25 protein-coding genes are annotated in these 22839 nt (G+C 68.3%); 12 read left to right on the top strand and 13 right to left on the bottom strand.

The window, feature by feature from the left end; translation table 11 throughout:
• The 6 genes from leuD to VKT83_00730 all read left to right on the top strand — a co-directional run bounded on the left by leuD (position 1) and on the right by VKT83_00730 (position 4426).
• Positions 1 to 621, top strand: coding sequence for a 3-isopropylmalate dehydratase small subunit (gene leuD / locus VKT83_00755; protein ID HLY20977.1), 621 nt, complete (start codon positions 1 to 3; stop codon positions 619 to 621).
• Between the two features lie 93 nt (positions 622 to 714).
• On the top strand, positions 715 to 1206 hold the full coding sequence (locus VKT83_00750; GenBank protein ID HLY20976.1) for a pyridoxamine 5'-phosphate oxidase family protein: 492 nt from the start codon (positions 715 to 717) through the stop codon (positions 1204 to 1206).
• Between the two features lie 25 nt (positions 1207 to 1231).
• On the top strand, positions 1232 to 2005 hold the full coding sequence (locus VKT83_00745; protein ID HLY20975.1) for a creatininase family protein: 774 nt from the start codon (positions 1232 to 1234) through the stop codon (positions 2003 to 2005).
• Positions 2006 to 2299: 294 nt separating this feature from the next.
• Positions 2300 to 3544 carry an FAD/NAD(P)-binding oxidoreductase gene (locus tag VKT83_00740; GenBank protein ID HLY20974.1) on the top strand — a complete coding sequence of 415 codons (1245 nt, stop codon included), beginning with the start codon at positions 2300 to 2302 and terminating at the stop codon, positions 3542 to 3544.
• Between the two features lie 65 nt (positions 3545 to 3609).
• On the top strand, positions 3610 to 4023 hold the full coding sequence (locus VKT83_00735) for a hypothetical protein (GenBank protein HLY20973.1): 414 nt from the start codon (positions 3610 to 3612) through the stop codon (positions 4021 to 4023).
• A gap of 280 nt (positions 4024 to 4303) precedes the next feature.
• Positions 4304 to 4426 (top strand): hypothetical protein, encoded by a 123-nt coding sequence (locus VKT83_00730; protein HLY20972.1) that lies wholly within the window; start codon positions 4304 to 4306, stop codon positions 4424 to 4426.
• 32 nt (positions 4427 to 4458) lie between these two features.
• On the opposite strand, the gene VKT83_00725 is transcribed toward VKT83_00730, so the two are convergent.
• Complete coding sequence (locus tag VKT83_00725; protein HLY20971.1) at positions 4459 to 4752, bottom strand: GYD domain-containing protein; 294 nt, start codon at positions 4750 to 4752, stop codon at positions 4459 to 4461.
• 202 nt (positions 4753 to 4954) lie between these two features.
• Here VKT83_00725 and VKT83_00720 point away from each other — a divergent pair, with 202 nt between their 5' ends.
• The 5 genes from VKT83_00720 to VKT83_00700 all read left to right on the top strand — a co-directional run bounded on the left by VKT83_00720 (position 4955) and on the right by VKT83_00700 (position 10202).
• A complete protein-coding gene (locus VKT83_00720) occupies positions 4955 to 5563 on the top strand; it encodes a DUF1326 domain-containing protein (GenBank protein HLY20970.1) in 609 nt (202 codons plus the stop codon).
• 32 nt (positions 5564 to 5595) lie between these two features.
• On the top strand, positions 5596 to 6048 hold the full coding sequence (locus VKT83_00715) for a DUF1326 domain-containing protein (protein ID HLY20969.1): 453 nt from the start codon (positions 5596 to 5598) through the stop codon (positions 6046 to 6048).
• Positions 6049 to 6867 (top strand): DUF2182 domain-containing protein, encoded by an 819-nt coding sequence (locus VKT83_00710; protein ID HLY20968.1) that lies wholly within the window; start codon positions 6049 to 6051, stop codon positions 6865 to 6867.
• A gap of 635 nt (positions 6868 to 7502) precedes the next feature.
• Entirely contained in the window at positions 7503 to 9734 is a 2232-nt protein-coding gene (locus VKT83_00705) for a copper-translocating P-type ATPase (GenBank protein HLY20967.1), read from the top strand.
• A 78-nt stretch (positions 9735 to 9812) separates the two neighbouring features.
• Positions 9813 to 10202, top strand: a complete 390-nt coding sequence (locus tag VKT83_00700; GenBank protein HLY20966.1) for an Hsp20/alpha crystallin family protein — start codon at positions 9813 to 9815, stop codon at positions 10200 to 10202.
• A 233-nt stretch (positions 10203 to 10435) separates the two neighbouring features.
• Here the strand turns inward: VKT83_00700 and solA are convergent, their stop codons facing one another.
• The 5 genes from solA to VKT83_00675 all read right to left on the bottom strand — a co-directional run bounded on the left by solA (position 10436) and on the right by VKT83_00675 (position 17049).
• Positions 10436 to 11569: an N-methyl-L-tryptophan oxidase gene (gene solA / locus VKT83_00695; protein ID HLY20965.1), complete on the bottom strand. Its 1134-nt coding sequence runs from the start codon at positions 11567 to 11569 to the stop codon at positions 10436 to 10438.
• A gap of 21 nt (positions 11570 to 11590) precedes the next feature.
• Entirely contained in the window at positions 11591 to 12880 is a 1290-nt protein-coding gene (serS, locus tag VKT83_00690; protein HLY20964.1) for a serine--tRNA ligase, read from the bottom strand.
• A gap of 31 nt (positions 12881 to 12911) precedes the next feature.
• Positions 12912 to 14531: a phosphoglycerate dehydrogenase gene (gene serA, locus VKT83_00685; protein HLY20963.1), complete on the bottom strand. Its 1620-nt coding sequence runs from the start codon at positions 14529 to 14531 to the stop codon at positions 12912 to 12914.
• Between the two features lie 2 nt (positions 14532 to 14533).
• Positions 14534 to 15706: an alanine--glyoxylate aminotransferase family protein gene (locus VKT83_00680; protein HLY20962.1), complete on the bottom strand. Its 1173-nt coding sequence runs from the start codon at positions 15704 to 15706 to the stop codon at positions 14534 to 14536.
• A 434-nt stretch (positions 15707 to 16140) separates the two neighbouring features.
• The gene (locus tag VKT83_00675) at positions 16141 to 17049 is read right to left on the bottom strand and encodes a LysR family transcriptional regulator (GenBank protein HLY20961.1); all 909 of its coding nucleotides are present in this window, start codon (positions 17047 to 17049) and stop codon (positions 16141 to 16143) included.
• Between the two features lie 74 nt (positions 17050 to 17123).
• On the opposite strand from VKT83_00675, the gene selD reads away from it, so the two are divergent.
• Positions 17124 to 18173: a selenide, water dikinase SelD gene (gene selD, locus VKT83_00670; GenBank protein HLY20960.1), complete on the top strand. Its 1050-nt coding sequence runs from the start codon at positions 17124 to 17126 to the stop codon at positions 18171 to 18173.
• A gap of 16 nt (positions 18174 to 18189) precedes the next feature.
• Here selD and VKT83_00665 read toward each other — a convergent pair whose 3' ends face one another.
• The 7 genes from VKT83_00665 to VKT83_00635 all read right to left on the bottom strand — a co-directional run bounded on the left by VKT83_00665 (position 18190) and on the right by VKT83_00635 (position 22781).
• Positions 18190 to 18525 (bottom strand): NIPSNAP family protein, encoded by a 336-nt coding sequence (locus VKT83_00665; protein HLY20959.1) that lies wholly within the window; start codon positions 18523 to 18525, stop codon positions 18190 to 18192.
• A 34-nt stretch (positions 18526 to 18559) separates the two neighbouring features.
• Positions 18560 to 18916, bottom strand: a complete 357-nt coding sequence (locus VKT83_00660; GenBank protein ID HLY20958.1) for a luciferase family protein — start codon at positions 18914 to 18916, stop codon at positions 18560 to 18562.
• A 162-nt stretch (positions 18917 to 19078) separates the two neighbouring features.
• Positions 19079 to 19735 carry an isoprenylcysteine carboxylmethyltransferase family protein gene (locus VKT83_00655; protein HLY20957.1) on the bottom strand — a complete coding sequence of 219 codons (657 nt, stop codon included), beginning with the start codon at positions 19733 to 19735 and terminating at the stop codon, positions 19079 to 19081.
• Complete coding sequence (locus VKT83_00650; GenBank protein ID HLY20956.1) at positions 19732 to 20556, bottom strand: DNA glycosylase; 825 nt, start codon at positions 20554 to 20556, stop codon at positions 19732 to 19734. Before VKT83_00650 ends, VKT83_00655 begins: the two co-directional genes overlap by 4 nt.
• A gap of 32 nt (positions 20557 to 20588) precedes the next feature.
• Complete coding sequence (locus VKT83_00645; protein ID HLY20955.1) at positions 20589 to 21251, bottom strand: hypothetical protein; 663 nt, start codon at positions 21249 to 21251, stop codon at positions 20589 to 20591.
• A gap of 59 nt (positions 21252 to 21310) precedes the next feature.
• Positions 21311 to 21793 carry an 8-oxo-dGTP diphosphatase gene (locus VKT83_00640; protein HLY20954.1) on the bottom strand — a complete coding sequence of 161 codons (483 nt, stop codon included), beginning with the start codon at positions 21791 to 21793 and terminating at the stop codon, positions 21311 to 21313.
• 7 nt (positions 21794 to 21800) lie between these two features.
• Positions 21801 to 22781 carry a hypothetical protein gene (locus tag VKT83_00635; protein ID HLY20953.1) on the bottom strand — a complete coding sequence of 327 codons (981 nt, stop codon included), beginning with the start codon at positions 22779 to 22781 and terminating at the stop codon, positions 21801 to 21803.
• Between the last annotated feature and the right edge of the window lie 58 nt (positions 22782 to 22839).

The raw sequence follows: 22839 nt of genomic DNA, 5'->3' as shown, positions 1-22839 counted from the left end.
ATGGAGCCGTTTCACACCCACAACGGGATCGTCGTTCCGCTGGGGATCCCGGACTGCAACACGGACCTCATTACCCCGGCGCGCTACCTGAAGCGGATCGAGCGCACCGGCTACGGGGACGTGCTCTTCTACAGCCTGCGCTACCGCGAGGACGGATCGCCGAATCCGGACTTCGTCCTGAACAAGCCCGAATACCGGGACGGCACGATCCTTATCGCCGGGAAGAACTTCGGCTGCGGCTCATCCCGCGAGCACGCGCCGTGGGCCCTCCAAGATTACGGCTTCAAGGCGGTCATCGCGCCGTCGTTCGCGGACATCTTCGCCGGCAACTGCGCGCAGATCGGCCTGCTGACCATCGTCCTGCCGGAGGCGCGGGTGCGCGAGATGCTGGAGGTCGCGGAATCCCGCGAAGGCTACCAGGTCACCGTCGATCTCGCACGGCAGACGGTCACGGACGCGTTCGGCCGCACCGACCGGTTCGACATCGATCCCTTCAAGAAGCACTGTCTCGTGAACGGCCTCGACCCGATCGGCCTCACCCTCCAGCACGAGGACGAGATCGCGTCCTACGAGGCCGCGCGGGCGGACTGGCTGCCGAAGGTGGAAGCGGGACAGGCTTAGGCGCTCTCCCGTCCGCGCTTCCGCCGTCTCTGACCCCGAGGGGCTTCGCGACCTCGGGGTTCAGCGCGTCCAGGTTCTCCCGGGAGGCGAGTGATGACCGACGACGTCCGCCCGTTGATCGAGATTCAGGATCGTAGTTACGATCGAGCCGCCCCGGGTCTGCGCGAGTCGTTCCCGCGAGCCGTCGCGATGGACCTGCCGCGGATGGCCGCGTTTTTGGACCGTCGGCGTTACGCCGTGCTGGCCACGGGCCGTCCGGACGGGCGGCCCCATGCCGCGCCGATCGCCTTCAGCGTCTGGCGGGGCGCGTTCTGGATCGCCACGGTTCGCGGGGCCCGGCTTCGGAACGTACGGTCGCGCCCGTACGCGTCCATCGTTGTTATGGAAGGCGACGTGCGCCCTCAGCATCGGGCGGTGATCGCCGAGGGGACCGTGATCATCCACGAGGGCGCCGCGATCGGAGAGGCGGACCCGGCGTTCGGCGAGAACTGGCGGATGCGCTTCGGGAGCGACCCGACGTGGGCCGCCGCGATGCTGGAACTGCGGCCCGAGCGGGTCTTCTCGTTCGACGGCACGCTGGAGTAGCCGCATCACCGGGGGGAGACGAGCGATGAAGGACACCGTGCTTCTCGAGGAACTGTCGTGGCCGGAGGTTCAGGAGGCGTTGAACGCCGGCGTCCGCACCGTGGTGATCGTCGTCGCCTCGATCGAGCAGCACGGGCCGCACCTGCCGACGATGACCGACACCGCGATCGGCTACGCGGTCGGGGAGCGCGTCGCGCGCAAGTTGGGCCGGGCGCTGCTCGCGCCGGTGATCCGCCCGGGCTGCTCGGACCACCACCTGGCGTTCCCGGGCAGCCTGTCCATCCCGCGCGAGACGCTGATCGAGACCGTGCTCGCCTACGTCCGGTCGCTCGCGCCGTCCGGGTTTCAGAACTTCGTGCTCTTCTCGTCCCACGGCGGCAATTTCGACGCGCTCGAAGACGCGGCGCGCCGCCTGCGGGACGAGTTCACACCGAAGAAGGTCAGGATCGCGGCCTACGCCGGCCGGGCCGCGCTGCTCGAGATGATGCGGGTCATGAACGGTGCGGCGGAGTCCCTGGGCGCCCGTCAGGACGTCGACGCGCTCCACGCCGAGCTGACGGAGACGTCGGTCATGATGGCCAGGCATCCGGCGCTCGTGGCGAGAGATCGCCTGGAACAGGGCCGGATGGGCCGGATCGACGCGGACGAGATGTTCCGGCGAGGTCTTCGGGCGATGTCGCCGAACGGCATCATCGGGGACGCCCGAGCCGCGACGCCCGAGATCGGCGCCGCGGTGCTCGAGCGGCTGTCGGATCATCTGGTCGCGTTCGCCCGCCGTGAGCTTAGTGGAGATGGATAGCCAGCCGGGGCACCACACGCGTGAATGTCTATTCAGTTTCAAATACGACGTTGGCCCGATGACAGCCGCGGGCTGGGCTTGCTAGTCTTAGGCGACATACTGAAGACGAGTCCCGAAACGATCTGTCAGGGGTGCGGCATGGCTACGGTCGTGCCGGTTTCATTTTGTTTTCCCGTGCGTTTAGCGCCGGCCGCCCGCAGCATGTCCGTGGCCGGATCCTTCACCCAGTCGCGCAAGTTCTCGGAACACGCGGTCGCGGTGCCTAGCCGAACCGGCTGAAGGCGGTGATTGGGCATGGCTGGTAAGACGATCGCGGTGCTAGGTGGCGGAGTGGGAGGGTTGATGGCCGCGAACACCCTGCGGCGCCTGCTCCCGCGGGACCACCGCGTCCTGCTCGTCGAGAAGGATCACCGTCACGCGTTCGCACCATCCTTCCTGTGGCTGATGGTCGGAGCGCGCCGCGAGGATCAGATCGTCCGCGATCTGCGCAGCCTCATGGTCCCAGGGGTTGAGCTCATCAGGGCCGAGGTCTCGAACATCGATCTGGCCAACCGGCGTGTGGAAACGACCGGCCAATCCATCGGCTACGATTACCTAATTCTGGCGCTGGGCGCAGAGTACGCGCCGGACTCCGTCCCGGGGCTGGACTCGACGGCACACACCTACTACACCTTAAGCGGCGCTGCGACGCTGCAGCAAGCCCTCCGGGCGTTTCCCGAAAAAGGGGGCCGAGTAGCGGTCGCCGTGTGTGGAATGCCCTACAAGTGCCCGGCGGCACCGTACGAAGGGGCGATGCTGATCGCCGATTATTTTCGCCATCGGGGTCTTGGCGGGCGCATCGAGGTGCATCTGTACACCCCCGAGCCGCAGCCAATGCCGGTGGCCGGCCCGGCGCTGGGCGGGGCCGTCCAAGAGATGCTCGGGGCTCGGGGTGTCGCCTTTCATCCGCTGCACAAGGTCACGGCGGTAGACGGCGCCGCACAGCGGCTGCAGTTTGAGGGTCGCGAGCCCGCGGGGTTCGATCTGCTGGTGACGGTGCCGCCGCACCGCAGTCCGCGGGTCGTACGGGAGGCTGGCCTGACCAATGACGCCGGTTGGGTGCCGGTCGATCGGACGACGCTCAGAACAAGATATGAGCACGTCTACGCGGTCGGCGACGTGACGGCGATCTCCATCCCCGGACGTTGGAAACCGGACGTCCCGATGCTGTTGCCGAAAGCCGGGGTCTTCGCCCACGCTCAGGGCGAAGTTGCGGCCCGCCAGATCGCCGCGGAGCTCACCGGCGCCCGCCCGGCGAACTTCGACGGGTACGGATACTGTATGCTCGAGGCCGGCGGGGGCATCGCCGGAATGGCCTTCGGGAACTTCTTCGGCGAGCCCAGCCCTGAGGTTCGGCTGGGGCGACCGGGGCAGGTGTGGCACTGGGGGAAGGTGCTCTTCGAGCAGTGGTGGCTCGCCCCGCCGGGGGCACGGCGCAATGCCCTGCGGGTAGCCATGGTGCTCGGCGCCCGGTCCCTGGGTCTCCGGGCCGTGGCGTGAACAAGCGTCTCGCAAGGGACGGCCGTGATGGCGGCAGATCTTCAGGGGATTAGGGGGCGAGGCACATGGCGGACACGATCCGGCTAGTTGATTACTTCTATATCGAGGTGAGCGATCGGCCCGGACAGGGCGCCGGCGCGCTCGATGTGCTGAGGGGGGCGGGCGTCCATCTCAATGCGGTGCACGCGTTTCCGGCAGGCCGGCGTACCCAGGTCGACTTCGTTCCGTCAGATGCGGGGGCGTTCAAGGCCGCGGCCAAGATGGCGAAGTGGAAGGTTACCGGGCCGAAGAAGGCGTTCGTCATCGAAGGCGACGACCGCGTTGGCGCGCTGACGGATTTCTTCGCGAAGATGAAGGACGCAAAGATCAACGTGACGGCGACGAGCGCTATCGTAGCTGGGGCCGGACGCTTCGGGGCTATCTTGTGGGTCAAACCTCGGGATGTAAAGCGAGCGGCGAAGGCACTCGGCCTCGCCTGAACGACGATCGGGCGCCGTCAGGGGTTCAAATCCCGCTCCCGGCACCACGAACATTTGTTCGATTCGCCACGGCGACCTACCATTTCGAATGTACTGGATTTTTCCTTCGCTAAAATCGCTGCGTTGACTTGATCCCGTTTTTGCTCGACTCCTTTGATGGGGACTTTCGCAATTTTTGGGCCACGGACAGTTATCCGGACATTCCGGGTCCAGGCGTCAGCGCGTTGTTCGGGTCAAAATGCTTCTTGGCTTCGGCAAGGTGCCGCCGCCGATGGACACGATGAGCCCGACTGGCATCCTCGGCGACGCGCGCGGCTCCACGGCGCAGCTCGAGGAGAAGATGTTTGCCGAGCGCATTGAGCGCCTCGCCCGGATGATCGAGACCGGGGCGCTGGCCGAGTAACCCGCTCGCTGAGGGACGGCCCGCGCTGGCGGCTACGGCAGGCGCTGCGCGATCTTCTCCGCCTCCTGCGTTGTGAACGCCCGCAAGGAGGTCGACCGGATGTCCCCCATGCTGCCGAACAGGAACGCGCCCTCCAACGCCACTTCCTCCGACGGAAACTCGAAGATGATCACAAAGTCGTAGGCGCCCATCGTCGTGTAGTTTGCGACGATGCGTCCACCCTTGCTCGTCACCCACCGCTCCGCGGACTGCCGGAGCTCCGGGAGTTTCTTGATGTTGCGGATGCCCTGTTCCGTGTAATTCCCGAGCACGACGTAGGTCACCATTCCGCGCCACCTCCCGTAGAGCCGCATGCGAGTCGTGCCGTAGCATCTACCCGCCGGCGCCGCCATGATCCTTTCGTGGCGGGCGGGCCGCCGGGTTGCCCGCGTGGAAGGAAAATCGATCCCAGGCGACGGAACCCCCGCAAGCGCGCTGCGGGGCACCCGGGATCCCCGGCTGCGCAGCTCGTAACAAAGGAGGCACGCCATGGCATGGCAGCTCAAGGGCACGTACTTCGAGAACTGCAACTGCGACGTGGTCTGCCCGTGCAGCGCTTCGAGCCTGACGCTTCCGGCCGACAACGACCGGTGCCGGGTGGTGCTCGCGTTTCACGTCGATACGGGCGCGATCGACGGTGTCGATGTGAGCAATCTGAGCGTCGCGGTCGTTGCCGACACGCCGGCCCAAATGCACGACGGCAACTGGCGGGTCGGCGTGTTCATGGACAAAAAGGCCTCGCAGCAGCAAGCCGAGAAACTCGGCGCCGTGTTCTCCGGCCAAATGGGCGGGCCGATGGCCGGACTAGCGCCGCTGATCGGCGAGATGCTGGGCATGGAGACGGTGCCGATTGAATACAAGGACAATGGGCGCCGACACTCGGTCAAGATCGGAAACGCCGTCGACATCGAGATCGAAGATCTCGCCACGCCCCAGAGCACCACCGGTGAAGTCTCCAAAATCACCGGCGTGTTCCACCCCGCCAATTCGACGTTGACGATCGCGAAGGCGACTCGATCCACGGTGAATGCGTTCGGCCTAAAGTTCTCGAACCCGGGCAAGAACGGGCATTCGGCGCCATTCTCCTGGGCCGCCTGAACGGGACGCGCTCGCTCTCGGAGGTCATGCCGATGGCAACGAAAGCGCCGGCGAAATGGCCCGGCGCGATCCACGAGGGCAACGGGGTGGCGGCGCTGTTTGTCGACGAGCGGGCGTCGGGGCCGCAGCGCGAGGCGATGTCGAAACTCGTCACGGGCCAAGCCGGCCCGCCGCTCGCCATCTTCGCCTTCACCTGGAGCCACGTGTTGGGGCCCCAGTTCGTGAAATTCGACGCGAAGCTTGCGGGCAAGGACACGGAAATCCGGGTGGGCGATCAAATCCGGATCGCGTTTCTGCCGATCCGCAATCCGGTGAGCAAGGCCGGGGCGCCGTCGAAGGTGGTGCTGGCACAGGGCTTGCTCACCAACGAACCGGATCAGTACACGCTGAAGGAGTTCTGGGTCCAGGCCGGTCCGGAAATCCAGTACGCCCACCCCGGCCGGTGCGGGGAACTCGCGAAGATCCGGTGGCAGGGAGGCGCGTAGGTGGTTCGGGACGTGCTCCGCTCACGCGAGCTTCCGGTCGCCCTCGCGGGCATCGTTGCCCTGACCACGCTCGCGTGGCTCGACGTTTGGCGACGGGCGGCCGCGATGGCGCAGGACATGACGACGACATCAGGCGGTGCCCAAGGGATGAGCGGCATGAATATGGCCATGCACGTGCCGCGCTCGATGCCGTGGTACCTCCCGGACCTGTTTGCGGCTGGCATCATGTGGACGACGATGATGGTCGCGATGATGCTGCCGTCTGCGATGCCGATGCTGCTGTTTTTCGCGGCGACCCGGCGCTCGCGCAGCGGGAAGCGCACGATCGGATTGGCCGTCTGGCTCTTCGCGGCCGGGTTTCTTCTCTGCTGGGCCGTGTGGAGCTGGCTCGCGGCGGGGCTCCAGTGGACGCTTCAGGCCGCGGTCGCACTCACCCCGCACATGGCCATCGTGCGGACGCCGCTCGCCGCGACGATCCTCATCGTGGCGGGCGTCTATCAGTTCACACCGCTGAAGTACCGGTGTCTCTCGCGCTGCCAGTCGCCGCTCGGCTTTCTCTTGACCGGGTGGCGAAGCGGCAACTGGGGCGTCCTCGTGATGGGGCTGCGCTACGGCGCCTACTGCGTGGGTTGCTGCTGGGCGTTGATGGCCTTGTTGTTCGTGGTCGGCATCATGAACCTGCTGTGGATCGCGGTACTCGCCATCTTTGTCCTCGTTGAAAAGACCGTGGCGCGCGGCCCGTGGCCGAGCCATGCGGCCGGCGCCGCCCTCATTGCCTGGGCGCTCTACCTGCTTGTGCCCGTATCAGGGATGCTTTGACATCGGCGGCATCACGCCGATCTGCCGCAAGATCATCACGTGCTTTTCCGACCATTTCTCGACCAGTTGGCCGTCGGTGACACGGTGGATCGTAATCGAGGTCATTTTCAGGTCGTCGCCGGTTCTTGGAGCGCCTGGAAGATCGCCTGCGTGTTTGCCGATTCAGCTACCCTTGCGAGTCGACGACGTGGACGGGTACGGCCGGGGCAGCCGGTCTGACGAAGTGCGCCCCAGCCGCTCGGTCGGGCGCGCTCGTTCTCGGCTGGCAGCGCTCCGAGCTTCCCGGAGAGACTTAACATTTCATTAACCACTCTGGTCCCGCCCTCAGTTACCATTCATATCGAGCGAGAGCGAGCGAGGAATGGGATGCGCGAAAAATATTGGTCCCGATCCATTTGACCGGGGTTCCCCCCGCGGCGCGAACTTGCGTTCGCTCGATTCAGGCGGAGTAGCCTCGGCAAAACCTTTGTCCCTGTCTCAATCGTTGGTTAACCACTTTGGGGCCGTCGCGGGAGTGCATTTGATGACGACAAGCGACATTAACTGGAAGGGGAGAGCAATGCTAAACGTCAAACTGGCTGAGCAAACGGTGGACTGCGGACAGATAGGCATCAGGCAAGAGTGAGGACACGCGAATGAGGCCGTTGGCACAAGGCCACGAAGCGGACGTGGACGTGCCGCACCACACTGGTTCAGTCTCCTGTTCCTGCGGACAGGCATGTCTCTCCTGTCAGGCCGCGCTCCTCGCCGCGACCTGTGGCTGCGAATTCGAGGCCAAGCAGTTCGAGTACGGGATCGCCGGCAAGACCCAGGCTCATGATCATCATGCCGCGGGGCACGGCATGGGGGAGGCGCACGACCACGAGGCGATGATGGCGGATCCTCGCATGGCCGCGTTCATGGAAGCGGACATGCGGCATCGGTTCCTGTGGTCGCTGGTGCTGACGATTCCGGCGATCCTGTACTCACCGTTGGGCCAAACGCTGCTCCGCCTGCAGTTGCCGGAACCGATCCCCGTCAACAGGATCTTGTTCCTGCTGACCACCCCGGTGGTGTTCTGGACCGGCTCGATCTTCCTCACGGGCGCCTACAGCTCGCTGCGTAACCGCGCGCTCAACATGTCGGTGCTGATCAGCGTCGGCGTACTAGCGGCCTATCTCTTCAGCGTCATCATTACCGTGCTGAACGCCGGCGAGACGTTCTACGAGGCGGCCGCGATGCTCGTCACGTTCGTCCTCTTCGGCCACTGGATGGAGATGCGGTCCCGACGCGGCACCTCGGACGCGCTCCAGGCCCTCTTGAGCTTAGTGCCGCCGAAGGCCCGGGTAGTGCGCAACGCCCAGGTGGTGGAGATCCCGACGAGCGAGATTCAGAAAGACGACCTCGTGGAACTGCGTCCCGGGGATCGCGTTCCCGTGGACGGGGTGGTCGCGGACGGCGAGACCGCGATCGACGAGTCCCTGGTGACCGGGGAGTCCATTCCAGTTCCGAAGCGGCCGGGCGATCCGGTTGTCGGGGGCAGCATCAACCAGTCGGGATCGGTCCGGTTCAAGGCCACCAAAGTGGGGGACGAGACCGCGCTCGCGCAGATCGTGAATCTCGTCGAGGAGGCCCAGTCGTCCAAGGCCCCCGGTCAGCGGATCGCCGATCGGTGGGCGCAATACCTCGTGATCCTCGCGGTGGGTGCCGGCATTGTGACGTTCGGGGTCTGGGCCGGGCTCATGCACGCGTCCCTGCTCGTCGCGTTGACGTTCGCGATTTCCGCGATTGTGATTGCCTGTCCGGATGCGCTTGGTCTTGCGACGCCGACCGCCGTGGCGGTGGGGACCGGGATCGGCGCCCGCCACAACATCCTGATCAAGAACGCGGCGACGCTCGAACGGGTGTCACGCATCACCGCCATCGTCATGGACAAGACCGGCACACTCACCGAGGGGCACCCGCGCCTCACCGACGTCGAGGGAGTCAACGGGTTCCAACCGGACGAGGTGCTTCGCTTCGCCGCGGTTGCGGAAGCGCGCTCGGGTCACCCGCTCAGCAAGGCGGTACTCGAGGAGGCCGAACGGCGACGGATCTCCGTCGACAGCGAAGTCACGAGATTCGAAAACCTCGCGGGGCACGGCGTTGAGGCGACGGTGTCCGGGCGAAACGTCGTGGTGGGGACCGCCAAGCTGATGCGGGACCGCGGCATCGACCTGGCGCCGGGGCAGACGTACCTGGACCGCTTGCTTGCCGGCGGGAAGACGATCATGCTCGTGGCCGTGGACGGCAAGATGGCCGGGGTGGCCGCGGCCGCCGACCCCATCCGGGCGACGTCGCGCCGTGCGGTGGAAGGGCTCCGGGGTCTCGGAATCGAGGTCGCGATGATCACCGGCGACAACCGGCAGACGGCCGAGGCCGTGGCAGGACAACTGGGCATCCAGCGGGTCTTCGCGGATGTGTTACCGGAGCAGAAGGCCGACTACGTGAAGCAACTGCAACAGGAAGGGAAGTTCATCGCGATGGTCGGGGACGGAGTGAACGACGCGCCGGCGCTGGCCCAGGCGGACATCGGCATCGCCATCGGGGCCGGGACAGACGTGGCCATCGAGACCGCCGAGGTCGTGCTGATGCGGTCCGACCCCGCGGACGTCCTGCGGGCCATCTACCTCTCCAAGGCGACCGTCGGGAAGATGCGTCAGAACCTTTTCTGGGCCTCCTTCTACAACGTGCTTGCCATCCCCGTCGCCGCCGGGGTGCTCTATCCACGCTTTGGCATCATGCTTCGGCCCGAGTGGTCGGCGCTCCTCATGTCGGCGTCCTCGATCATCGTGGCGACCAACGCGGTGCTGCTCAAGACCGCCGAGCGGTCCATGAGAGAGTTGTGAATCGATACACGTCTGTCCGAACAAGGAACTCAAGATGAAAGAAATGAGAGCCGCGATACTTGAGCAGGGAGGCCGGATATGACAGATATCACCGTTCCTGTAAACATTTATCGAGGGCTTCGGCGGCTCATGGTGGCCACGCGGCTTCCCGGTCTCGAGCCGCAGAATATTCGTCTCGAGGTGAAGGGAGTCCGGTTCTCGATTCAGGGCATGCTGAGAGGCGTTGGCCAGGAGCAAAGGTCGGGGTACCTTCAACACGAGTGGATGGTCGGCCCCTACCGTCGCGAGGTCGAACTGCCCGAGTCCGTCGACGCGACTAGAGCCAACGCGACCTACGACAACGGCGTTCTTGTCGTGATGTTTCCCCGGGTGGCGCAGACGGTCTCCGGCACGATTACGATGACGAAAGTCGGCACCGCAAAGGGTCGGTGTCGCCGCCACGTCGGGAAAGATCTGCAGCCGGTCTGAGAGCAACGGATGCCGAGTGAGCGTGTCCTTGACACGGAATAGGTCCTCGAGGTTCAATCCTCGCACGTTCTATCGCTGAGATTCCGACTTCTATCGACAAGACCGGTCCGCGGAGTCAAGGATATGTTAGGCTTCAGGCCCCCCGCGGCGCGTCACGCTCAACCGGCACGGGGCTTCAACGGTTTGGTCGTACTTTGAAGTTTCAACGTTGCTTCAAAGCGCCCACCTGCTCTTTAGCTCTTCGCAAGCCGCCCGATTCCGAACAAGCTGAGGTCGAACCGGCTCCGTCCCTCGAGCGCCAGGTCGGCCATGATCTCGCCGACCACGCTGCAGAACTTGTAGCCGTGGCCGGAGAACCCGGCGGCGATGGCGACGTTCGTGTGGTCGGGGTGCCGGTCGAGGATGAAGTGCTCGTCAGGGCTGTTCGTGAAGAGGCACGTCTTCATCGCCATCGTCGGGCCGTCGGCGTCCGGGAAGTAGCGGCGGATGCCCTCCCGCAGCACCGCCTCGTCCTCCGGGTGGATCTCCCGGTCGACCGCGTCGGCGTCGGTGCGCTCCAGCCGGTGGTGGTACTTCCCGATCTTGAAGCCCGGGACCCCATAGATCGGGAATCCGTAGAACCGGCCCTCCGGGCTCTCCATGTTGAACACCGGGAACGTGGCGAGCCGGAAGTGCTCGGGCTTGAGCGGCTGCGCCCACAGCAGCACCTGCCGCTCCGGCACCGCCGCCCGGGCCAGCGCCGGCACGAGCCGTGCCGCCCACGGCCCGGCGGTGATGACCAGCCGCTCGGCGGCGTACGTTCCCTGCTCCGTGCGCACACGCACGCCGCCGCGCTCGGGCTCCCAATCGAGCACCGGCTCGCGGGCGCGCACCTCGGCGCCGAGCGCCTGCGCCGCGGTCACGTGCGCGACAATCGCGCGCTCCGACAGCAGGAAGCCGCCGTCCGGCTGGTACACCGCGACCATGTCGCCCGCGAGGCGGTACCCCGGGAAACGGCGGTGCAATTCGGCGGCGCTGAGCGTCTCATGCGGCAGGTGATGAATATCGCATGAGAGGAGCGAGCCGGCCACGGTGGGGCAGCCTTCCGGGCCCGCGTCGATGCCGCCCGTAATGATGAGGAGGCGCTCTTCGGCGCGGTGCTCCAATTCGCGCCACAGCTCATACGCGCGCCGCAGGAGCGGCACGTATGACGGGTGCTCCCAGTAGGCGAGGCGGATGATGCGGTTGGTGCCGTGGGACGAGCCGCGATCGTGGGGGATGTCGAACTGCTCCAGTCCGAGGACGGCCTTCCCCCGCCGGGCCAGATGGTAGACGGCGGCGCTGCCCATCCCGCCGACGCCGATCACGATGACATCGTAGCGCCGCATTCGGTCCCCCCGACTGTGTGGCTAGTGCCGCGCCGGCGCCGCGGGCGGCACGATCTCTGTACGGCCTCCCATGTAGGGCTGCAGCACCGCCGGGATCCGGATGCTGCCGCCGGCCTGCTGGAAGTTCTCCATGACGGCGATGATCGTGCGGGTGGCCGCGACCGCGGTGCCGTTCAAGGTGTGCACGTACTCGAGACCGCGCCGGCCGCGCAACCGGAAACGCACGTTGAGGCGCCGCGCCTGGAAGTCGGTGCAGTTGCTGCATGACTGCGTCTCGGCGTAGCCGCCGCGGCCCGGCATCCAGGTCTCGATGTCATACTTGCGCGCGGCGGGATCGCCGAGGTCCCCGGCGGCGATGTCGACCACGCGGTACGGCAGGCCGAGGCCCTGCCAGAGCGCTTCCTGCCGGCCGAGCAGGTACGCGTGCTCGTCCCAGGAGCGGTCGGGGTGGCAGAACGAGAACATTTCGACCTTGTCGAACTGGTGCAGGCGGAAGATGCCGCGCGTGTCTTTGCCGTGCGCGCCGGCCTCCCGCCGAAAACAGGACGAGATGCCGACGAACCGCATCGGCAGCGCGTCCTCGTCGAGGACTTCGCCGCCCAGCATCGAGCCGAGCGCCACTTCCGAGGTGCCGACGAGCGCGAGGTCCTCGCCGTCGATCCGGTAGACCATCTGCTCGTCGAGGCCGCCGCCGCCCATGGTGCCGAGCACGGCCTCCCGCTTCACCAGCACGGGCGGGATGACGGGAATGAAGCCGTCGGCCGTGAGGCGGTCGACGGCGTAGCGGAAGAGCGCCATCTCCAAGAGCGCGCCGTCGCGGCGCAGCAGCACGAAGCGGGACCCGGAGATCTTGGCCGCCCGCTCGATGTCGAGCATGTCGAGCCGCGTCCCCAACTCGACGTGGTCGAGCATTTCGAACGGGGGGTGCGGCGGCTCGCCGTACGTGCGGAGGGTGACGCTCGCCTCGGGCCCGCCGTCCGGGACTTCCGGGTGCGGGGGATTGGGAATGCGCCGCAGGGCGGCCTCGAGCGCCGCGTCGGCCGCGGCGAGATCCGGCTCGGTCCCGCGAAGCTCAGTGGCGATCCGCTTCATCTCCGCGATGCGCGCCTCCCGGGCGGAGCCGGTGAGCCGCGGAATCTCCGTGGAGGCGCGATTCTGCTCCGCGCGCAGCGATTCGACACGCTGCAGCGCGTCGCGCCGCCGGCGGTCGGCTTCGAGCACCGCGTCGACGAGGCCCGGGTCGGCGCCTTTGCGCCGGATCGCGGCCTTGATCTGGTCCGGCTGCTCGCGAATCAGGCGCAGGTCCAGCACCGTCTCACGTCTCCTTCGGCCCGCCGGCGCCCTACGCCGAGGGCAGCTGAGTCGCCCGCACCGCGGTGATGCCGTCGGCCTGCGCGATCTCGCGCGTCACGTCGACCGGCGGCGCGGCGTCGAGCGTCAGGACCATCACCGCGGTCCCGCCGGCGTCGTGCCGGCCGACAAGCGGCCGGCCATCAGGTAATTCAAGCCGCCCGACGTGCATGTTCGCGATGTTGACGCCGCGCCGGCCGAGGATCGTGCCGACGTGGCCGATCATCCCGGGCCGGTCCGCGTTCCACACGAACAGCATGTGCGGCGCCGGCGCGAGGTCGAGCCGCCAGGCGTTGAGGCGGGTGATGCGCGGCGCGCGGTGGCCCCACAGCGTGCCACCGAGCCGGAGCGTCCCGCGCGACGTCTCGATCTCGGCGACGAGCTGGCTCGCGAAATCTTCGCACAGGTCGGCGTGGGACTCGCTCACGCGCAGCCCGCGCTCCTTGGCCAGCAGCACCGCGTTGACGAGGTTGACCGGCTGGTCGGAGGCGTGGCGCAGCAGGCCGACCAGCACCGACGCCGTAAGGGGCTGCGTGTCGAGCCGGGCCACCTCGCCCTCGTAGACGAGGGCCACGGCGCGGATCTGGCCGTCGGCGAGCTGGCCGGCGAGCCCGCCGAGGGAGCGGGCGAGGTGCAGGAACGGGTCGAGCCGCTGCCAGACGTCCTCGCCGAGCGCGGGCGCGTTCACGGCGCCGCGGACGGGCTCGCCGCGGAGCGCGGCGAGCACCTGGTCGGCGACCTCGATGGCGATCGAGCGCTGGGCCTCGACCGTGGAGCCGCCGAGGTGCGGGGTGGCGACGACGCGCGGGTGCCGCAGCAGGGGATTGTCGCCGGGCGGCTCCTTCGCGAACACGTCGAGGGCCGCGCCGCCGAGCTGGCCTCGCTCCAGCGCGGCGAGGAGCGCCGGTTCGTGGACGAGCCCGCCGCGGGCGCAGTTGATGAGGAACGCGCCGGGCTTCATCCGCGCCAGCTCATCCGGGCCGACGAGCGCCCGCGTATCGCGTCCCAGCGGCACGTGCAGCGTGACGACGTCGGCCAGATCCAGGATGTCGGGCCACGGGGCGAGCTCGACCCCGAGGCGCCGCGCGCGTTCCTCGGACACGTAGGGGTCCGACGCCACCACGCGCATGCCGAAGGCGAGGGCGCGCCGGGCGACTTCGCTGCCGATCTTGCCGAGGCCGACCACGCCGAGGGTCTTGCCGGTGAGCTCCGTGCCGAGGAACCGCTCCCGCGCCCACTCGCCGCGGGCGACCGCCTGGGCGGCGCTCGGGACGTGGCGCGCGAGCGCGAGCATCATCGCGAAGGTGTGCTCGGCCGCCGCGATCGTGCTGCTCTCCGGGGTGTTCAGGACGAGAATGCCGCGGCGGGTCGCCGCCTCGACGTCGATATTGTCCACGCCGACGCCGGCGCGTGCGATCACGCGGAGGTGGCCGGCGTCGTCAAGGCTGCCGGCCGGCACGCGGGTGCGGCTCCGTACGATCACCGCGTCGAACCCGCTGAGGAGCGAACGCAGCTCGTCGTCCGGCACGCCCGCGCGCACCACGACTTCGCCGGCGGCGGAGAGGCGGCGGAGGCCCTCGTCCGCGAGACCGTCGGCGACGAGCACGCGCATGGCTAGCCCAGGGTGCCTGCCTTGAGCGCGCCGTTTGCGGCGCGCACGCCGCTCTCGGTGCGGACCGGGCGCCCGAGGTCGCCGAGCGTCTTCCCGAGCGCCTCGAGCCCGCCAAGCAGCCACTCCGGCCTGGTGTAGCCGAGATGGCCGATGCGGACGATGTCGTGCTCGAGCTTGCCGATGCCGTTTCCGATGAGCACCTGATAGCGGTCGCGGGCGTGCGCGACCACCTTCTGGCTGTCGACGCCCTGCGGCATCCGCACGGTCGTCACGGTGTCGACCGCCGAGGCGTCGTCTACGAACGGCTCGAGGCCCATGCCGCGGACGCCGGCGCGCACGAGCTGCGCCATGCGGCGGTGCCGCGCGAACACGTTTTGGAGGCCTTCCTTGCGGATCAGCCGCACGGCCGCCTGGACCGCGTACGCCACCGAGACGGCGGTCGTGAACGGCGTGGACGGATTGGCGAAGCGCGCCGCGTTCCGCGCCCGGACGAAGTCGAGGTAGAAGCGTGGGGTCGTGCTCCGCTGCGCGGCGGCCCACGCGCGGTCGCTCACGCTGAGAAACGCGAGCCCCGGCGGGCTCATCAGCGCCTTCTGCGAGGCGGTCACGACGACGTCGACGCCCCAGGCGTCGGTCTCGAGCGGGATCGCCCCGAGCGCGCTGATCGCATCGACCATGAGGAGCGCGGGGTGCCGGCCCATCGCCTCCCGGATCGCCCGCACGTCGTTGTGGACGCCCGTGCTCGTCTCGCTCTGCGTCACGAGCACGGCGCGGTACTCGCCGCCCGTGTCGGCCTCGAGGCGCGCGGCGACTTCCGCGACCGGGACGCGCCGGCCCCACGGCGCGGAGATCCGGTCCACCCGGGCGCCGTACAGTTCCGCCATCTCGGCCCACCGCTCGCAGAACGAGCCGTTGGTGACCGACAGCACGCGGTCGCCCGGCGAGAAGACGTTCACCACCGAGGCTTCGAGGCCGCCGGTGCCGGAGGCGACGAAGGTCAGAATGTCGTTCCGCGTCTGAAACACCTCGTGCAGCCCGTCGAGCACCTCGCGCATGATCTCGCCGAATACGGGCCCGCGGTGGTTGGTCATCTGCCGGTTCATGGCCTCCAGAACCTCGGGCGGGAGCGGGGTCGGTCCCGGGATCAACAGGTTCGCGTCCGGCAGATCGCGCATCGCAGACCTCCTGGTTGTGTTATGTGCTGTTCGGTGCGTCGATGACAAACGACAGCGCTCCCGCCGTAGGAGGCGAGAGCGCTCGCGGTGCCACTCCTTTGCCGGCCGTCCCGCCGTTCGATCGGGCGGGCGTCCGGCGCTCGACAGCGATAACGGGCGGACCCGCCGGCCTTCGATCCGGCATCGCCGGACCGCATCGGCCGAGGGCTCAGGAGTGGACTCGGGTCCGCGGCTGCGCCGGCTTCCACCGTATCGCCGGCTCTCTCGGGGCAGTCGCGCGGTCCGCGCTCTCTGTCATCGCCCGTATTGAGTTTTCTGCATCTTAGCAACTGCCGTTCAATGGGTCAACACTGTGCGCGCTTGGCGGCGGCCCCTGGGGTTACTGCTCGGTCAGCATGCCTCTCATCGCGCTGGTTGTCGCCGGTCGGCAAAATCTACGTCTGCACCGGCTCCACACCCGGCGAGACGGTGGCGAGGGCGATAAACGCCTGCGCGGCGCGCGGGAGCTGCCGGTCGCGGTGGCGCACGAGCCAGATCGTCCGCTCGACCTTGAAATCCCGCACCGGCACGACGCGCAGCCGGCCGGTCGAGACCTCGAGGTCGATCGCGCAGCGCGACAGCATCGAGACGCCGAGGTTCGCGGCGACCGCCTGCTTCACCGCGTCGACGCCCTCGAGTTCCAGCGTCGGCGTGATGTAAACCCCGGCGCGGTGCAGCGCGTCGTCGAGCAATTCCCGGGCGCCAGATCCCCGTTCCCGCATGATGAACGGCTCGCGCGCGAGGTCGGTAAGCGCCACTTCCGGCAGGTCCGCGAACGGGTGCGACGGCGCGACGACGAGGACCATCTCGTCGTCGGCCATCGGGACGGCCTCGAGATCCGGGAGGCTGACGCGCCATCCCGTTACCGCGAGGTCGAGTTCCTGGCGCAGCACCATTTCCTGGATTCTGCGGGGATCGTCGATACGCAGGGCGATCTCGAGCCGCGGGTATTTGGCCTTCAGGCGGCCGAGCATCGCCGGCAGGATGTACGTTCCCGGCGTCTGTGTCGCGCCGACGAGGAGGCGGCCGCGCCCGAGGCCTTTGACTTCGTCCATCGCACGCTGGGCCTCTTCCATGAGCGCGAGGATCCTCCCCGCGTAGTCGAAGCAGATCCGCCCGGCCTCGGTGAGCCGGACGGACTTGCCGGCCGGCTCGAACAGCTCCACCCCGAACTGCCGCTCCAGCTCCCCCACCTGGATGCTGACCGACGGCTGGCTGATCGCTAGTTCCGACGCCGCGCGCGAGAAGCTGCCCGACCGCGCGACCGCGTGAAAGATTTTCAGCAGGTGAACGTTGACCGCCATGGGAGCCTCAGACGTTACTATAACAGATGCTACAATTGACGCGGCACGAGCCACGCGCCGCGCCCGGAGGGGGCATGAACGACCGCGACCGCATCCGGCTCACCAGCATGGTGGCCTGCGCGGGCTGAGCATCCAAGCTGAGTCCGACGGACCTGGCGCAGGTTCTGCGCCACCTGCCACCGATCACCGACCCGAACGTCCTGGTGGGTACCAGCACCGCCGACGACGCCGGTGTTTACCGTCTTGGGCCCGATCTGGCCCTGGTCCAGACGATCGATATCTTCACGCCCATCGTGGACGATCCGTACTGGTTTGGGGCGATCGCGGCGGCCAACGCGCTGAGCGACGTGTACGCGATGGGCGGGACGCCCCGGCTCGCCCTCAACTTCGCGGGGTTCCCCCGCGCGAAGCTCCCGCTCGACGTGCTCGGCGAGATTCTGCGCGGCGGCGCGGACAAGTGCGCCGAGGCGGGCGTGACCATCATCGGCGGCCACACGATCGACGACCCCGAGCCCAAATACGGGTTAGCGGTGACCGGGTTCGTGCATCCCGAGCGCGTCATCACCAACGCCGCGGCCCGGGCGGGGGACCGCCTCGTGCTGACGAAGCCGCTCGGGATGGGCATCGTGACCACGGCCCTCAAGCAGGGCAAGGCGGAGCAGGCCGCGGTCGACGAAGCGATTCGCATCATGGCCGCGCTCAACCGGCCGGCCGCCGAAGCGATGATCGCCATCGGCGTGTCCGCCGCGACCGACATCACGGGGTTCGGCCTGCTGGGGCATCTCGCCGAGATGACGCGAGGGTCCGGAGTTGCCGCGCGCGTCCGGCTGCGCGACGTGCCCATCCTCGCAGCCGCGTGGCCGCTGGTGCGGGCCCGCGCGATCCCGGGCGGGACTCAGCGCAACCGCGAATCTCTCCAGGGCGTCGTGTCGTGGGACGGCGTCGGCGAGGACGCGCAAATTCTGCTGGCCGACGCGCAGACCTCCGGCGGCCTGCTCATCGCCGTGCCGGAAGCGCGGTGCGACGCGCTGGTCCGGGCGCTGCGCGTGGGCGGGCTCCCCGTGGCGGCCGTGATCGGCGAGATCACCGGGCCCGGAGGCGGCGCGATTACCGTCGTCGCGTGAGGAGCGGGGTGGTCGATCAGCGCCTCGCGAGCAACGACGGAGAGTAGTCGACCGGCGCGAGCATGCGGTCCTCGATCTCCCCGACCATATCCCCGTGCGCGGCCGTCGCGCGCTTCGCTTCTTTCCATTCCTCGTCCGCGAAGAATTTCGCCCACGCCGCCGATTTCGCCGCCTCATCGGGCCACGCCAGCAGATAGACGAACTCGGTCCGGCGGGGCGTCTTGGTCTCCCACATCGCGACGATGTCGAACCCGTGTTTCCGCATGATGCGCGCCGCGTGGTCGCGGAAGCGCGCGTGGAAGGCGGCTTTGTTGTGCTCGAAAATCTCGTAGATCCGCAGTTGATGGATCACCGTTGACCTCCCCGCCGGTGGACGAGCGCCGCGTTCACGCGGGCCGCGAGTGCTTCGCCGCGTCGGCCCGCGTTCGCTGCGCGACCGCGATCTCATACGACCGGCGCAGCAGGCCGATGGCCCGTTTCACGTCTTCCGGTTTTTGGATGTAGAAGCTCACCCAGCCGCTCTCCGGCAGGACATGGTGGGGCGACGCCTCGCCCGCGGAGACGATCTCGTTGCGGACCTTGGTCGGAAACGGGATGTCGACGAGCCCGTCGCCGTGCACGTGGCCGATCTCCCGGCTTCCGAGCCGAAACTCGGTCCCGCCGAACCGGTGCGCGTGCGCGGTCACGCCGTCCCAGACCGACACGGTATTCTTGATGGTTTCACCCGCACCACGGACAGACATCGCGTCCTCCTTTCGGCAACAGCACCGCACCGCATCTCAAGGATACGCGTCCACGCGCCGCCGTCCACCGGAGAAGCGGCCAGGGAATCCCTGTCTCAACGGCCAGGGGCCGGGGGCGGACCCTTCCGTGGGTCGGCGCGCGTCGCGATGTACACGGCGGGCTCAGTAGACCCCGGGAATCAGCCGGAACGTCCGGGCGCGATACGCGTCGTAGTCCGCACCGAACTGGCTTTGCAGCAGGCGCTCCTCCGCGTCCATCCGTGCCACGAGCGGCGGGATCAGGAGCGCGGCGAGCAGCACGCCCGCGCCCGAGCGAAAGGCGAGTCCCCACCCCAGCGAGCTGATCAGAAGGCCCAGGTAACTCGGATTGCGGATCGTCCCGTAAACTCCGGTGGTGACGAGCGCGTGCCCCGGCTGGATCGCCACGAGGCCGCTGAACCGGCGGCCTAGCACGAAGACCGGCCAGATCCGCAGCGCGCCTCCGCCCGCGAAGAGCACGACGCCGAGCCACCGCACCGCGTCGCCGTCGATGACCCACATCCGCATCCGGTCGGTGTAGGCCGGCAGGTAGCCCTCGAGCAGTCCGATGGTCGCGAACGCGGCGATGACCCACCGGTTGCCGCGGTCCTCGCGCTCGCCCGAACTGAGATTGCCGCCGGCCCGCAGCGTGGCGACGGTCAGTGCCAACGTGACGACCGTCAGCGCGACGAGCGCCCGGTGGGAAAAGAAAGGCCCCGGGCCGCCCCACGCGAGCACGCTCAGCCCGAGATACGCCGTAACGCCCGCGAGCATGAGCGCCGGGCGGAGGATCGCGCTCATGCGCGGAACCGGGCGCGCGCGTACGCAAAGAGGTGCTGCTGCGCGTGTCCGGCGAGCGGGCCGAATCGCTCACGGGCGAAGGCCTGGATCTCGCGCAGCCGCCGGGGCCGTCCTCGAAAGTACAGCCGTTCGACGGCGCGGCGCACCCAAACGTCGATCGGAAACGCCGCGCGGTGGCCGAGGCCAAACAGCAGCACGCAGTCGCCGACCTTTTCGCCGACGCCGGGCACGTCGAGCAGGGCCGCGCGCGCCGGGGCGTGTTCCATCCGCGACAGCGCCGCGAGATCGAGCCGTCCGTCCGCGACAAGGCGCGCGGCGGACCGCACGTACGGGACGCGATACCCGAGCGAGCAGGCCGCGAGCGTGCGCGCGGGCGCGGCCGCGAGACGTTCGGGCGTCGGAAATGCCGCCACGCCGTCGTCGAGGGGCTCTCCGAGTGCGCGCGCGAGTCCGTCGATCGACCGCATGATTTTGGGGATGTTGTTGTTCTGCGAGATGATGAAGGAGATCAGGACTTCCCACGGATCCTGCGAGAGCAGCGAGAGGCCGGCGGTGTGCGGGAGCAGCCGGGCCAGCACAGGATCCGCGGCGAGCGTCGCTTCGACGCGCCGGGGATGGGCGCGGCGGGGGATCGCCCCGAGATAGCGGCGCATCGCATCGCGGGCGTCCGGCGCATCGGGCGAAAGCAGCCGGATGCCGCGGGCATCCTGGGCGAGCCGGACCATGCGTCGGCCGACGACGCCGGTCGCGACCTGCCGCGTGCCGTTGTCCCAGCGCCACCGGAAGGCCTGTCCCGAATCCAGCGTGCGGGCGAGATCGATGCCCGCGGTGTCAGGCAGGAGGGTGGCCAGGGTCAGGCCTCCTGCAGGTCCACTCCGTCGAGGATGAACTGGGACCAGGACTCGAGACGCGGGTAGGCGTCGCGAACCTCGGCCATCGTCGCGAACGCGCCCGTCAGTTTGGCGGTCTCGCGGACGCTGACGTCCGGGATCGGGACGTCCGCGACGTAGACGAGGCCGAAGTGCACGCGGCCGACCGGCTCGACGTCGTCGTTCAGCACGCCGACCGGGCGCGCCCGCCAGCCGGCGGGCAGGGCGACCTCTTCGGTAAGCTCGCGGGCCATCGCCGCGTCGACGAGGGTCCCGGCGGATTCGCCCTCGTTTGCGCGCGGACCGGCGTCGATCGCCGTCTCGGCCGCCCGGCCCGGGAACAGGTCGGGTTGGTTGTCGACGGGATTGATATGTCCGCCGAGCCCGATCGAGAGCTTCTCCCGGAGGCGGGTCTCCGAGCCCCGGCGCGTCCGGCCGACGAGAAAGATGCGCGCGTCGTGCCGGACCACGGTGTAGGGGATGATCTGCTTCAGGGAGGGGTCCTCTTCGACCTGGTCGCGCCGCGCGAAGAACGCGTGCCCCGCGATCGCGGCGAGGTAGCCCGCCAGCCCCTCCCGCTTGAAGCCGTAGAAGCCTCCGTCGGGAAAAAGCCGGGCGCGGGGAACCACGAGGACCTGTTCGGGCACAGCACAGTGGTTTGGCTTCGGGGCGGGCGACCCCTTCCGTGCACCGTCCGGCGATTCGATCAGCTCATCCGCAGCCGGCTGCCGATCACGCTGTCGGCGTCGTCGGTGGCGCAGTCGATCTTCGCCATGAGGACGCCGGGCTCCGGGGACCAGAGGTGCGGCAGGATCAGCGGGATGTCGGAGACGACCGGCAGGGCGGCGACCTCGTCGAGCGGGACCCAGCGCAGGTCGCCCTCATCGTCGGTGACGGGGCCCGCGTCGCCGGCCGGACGCTCGGCCACGAACGTAAACAAGAGCCACTGCGTGCCGGTGTCGCGGGCGATCACGGTCAGCACCGCGCGCAGGCGCGCGTGGGAGAGGCTGAGGCCTGTCTCCTCGCGGACCTCGCGGAGACAGGCCTCGTACGGATCCTCGTGGTGTTCGACTTTGCCGCCGGGGACGTTGTAGAGGCCCTCGTTCGGCGGCCGCCGGCGGCGCTGCAGCAAGATCCGGTCGCCGTCCCGCACGAAGCACAGCGTGCGGACGTCGACCCGCGGACCCACCCCGCCGCTACCGGCCTGCCTTCAGCCGGTTCAGGTGCTCCTGCGCCCAGCCCTGGAAGACCGCGTCGTAGAAGCTGCCGTGGATGCCGAGCGCCGTTTGAAACTCGTTCATCGCATCGGACTTGCGGCCGTCATGTTCATAGACGCGCCCGAGCGAGATGTGGTAGAGCGCATATTTAGGATCAAGCTGGATCGCATTCTTCAGCTGCCCCACCGCGTCGGCGTCGTGATTGAAGAGCGCCAGCGCCGCGCCGTACCGCCAGTGCAGGTCGGCCTGCGTCGGGGACGCGTCCACGGCCTGCCTGATGTTTCCCAAGGTCAGCGCGCTGGCCGGTTGCCACTGAAAGGCCGTGTCGTTCTGGACCTGATTGTTCATCAGAACCTGGAAATGCCACGTGCCGGTGCGCGACTCGAGGTCCGTCCCCAAAATGTAGAGTGGAGCCGCAAACTGGAACGACTGCCACGGCTTGGTGTCGCGCCGCTTGGGCGTTCTGGCGTCGACCGAATAGGCGATCCCGGTCGGATCGACGAGGCGCAGGGTCACCGGCGTGTCCGCGGGCGCCGACGTCACCTTGACGATCGCGTACGGCACGTCCGTCGTCACGAACGAAGTACCGGGATCAAGCGGGGTGACGTCGCCCTGGCCGAAGGCGCTCGTCTGTTTGACGCCGTGGGCGAGTACCACGCTGCCGACCTGGATGCCGGTGGGCTGCTGGCCCGCGGCCGGAAACACGGCCGGACCGCTCACGGCCAGCGCGATCAGCGCGGCCGTTGTTACCAGAAACTGGAGCCTGCCATGTCGCACGATACTGGTCACCTCCGAACGCCGTGCGCAGCGCACCGCGCGCTCCGTCACGGTGAGGGAAACGCCGAAATGATAGAACAGGTTCCTTTCCCAACCCTTTTCCCCCGGATTCCCTCCGGTCGACCGTCCCAGGCGGCCCCCCAACGGGCGGTCACCCCACCTGGAGGCGTTCTCCCGCTCCACGGCGGGCGCCGGATTCCACAGGCCGAAGCAGATTCGCGACGAACACCCACCGTGTGAC

The sequence above is a fragment of the bacterium genome (assembly GCA_035308905.1).
In the GTDB taxonomy this organism is placed as follows: domain Bacteria; phylum Sysuimicrobiota; class Sysuimicrobiia; order Sysuimicrobiales; family Segetimicrobiaceae; genus DASSJF01.
This window is presented reverse-complemented; position numbering and strand designations above follow the sequence as displayed.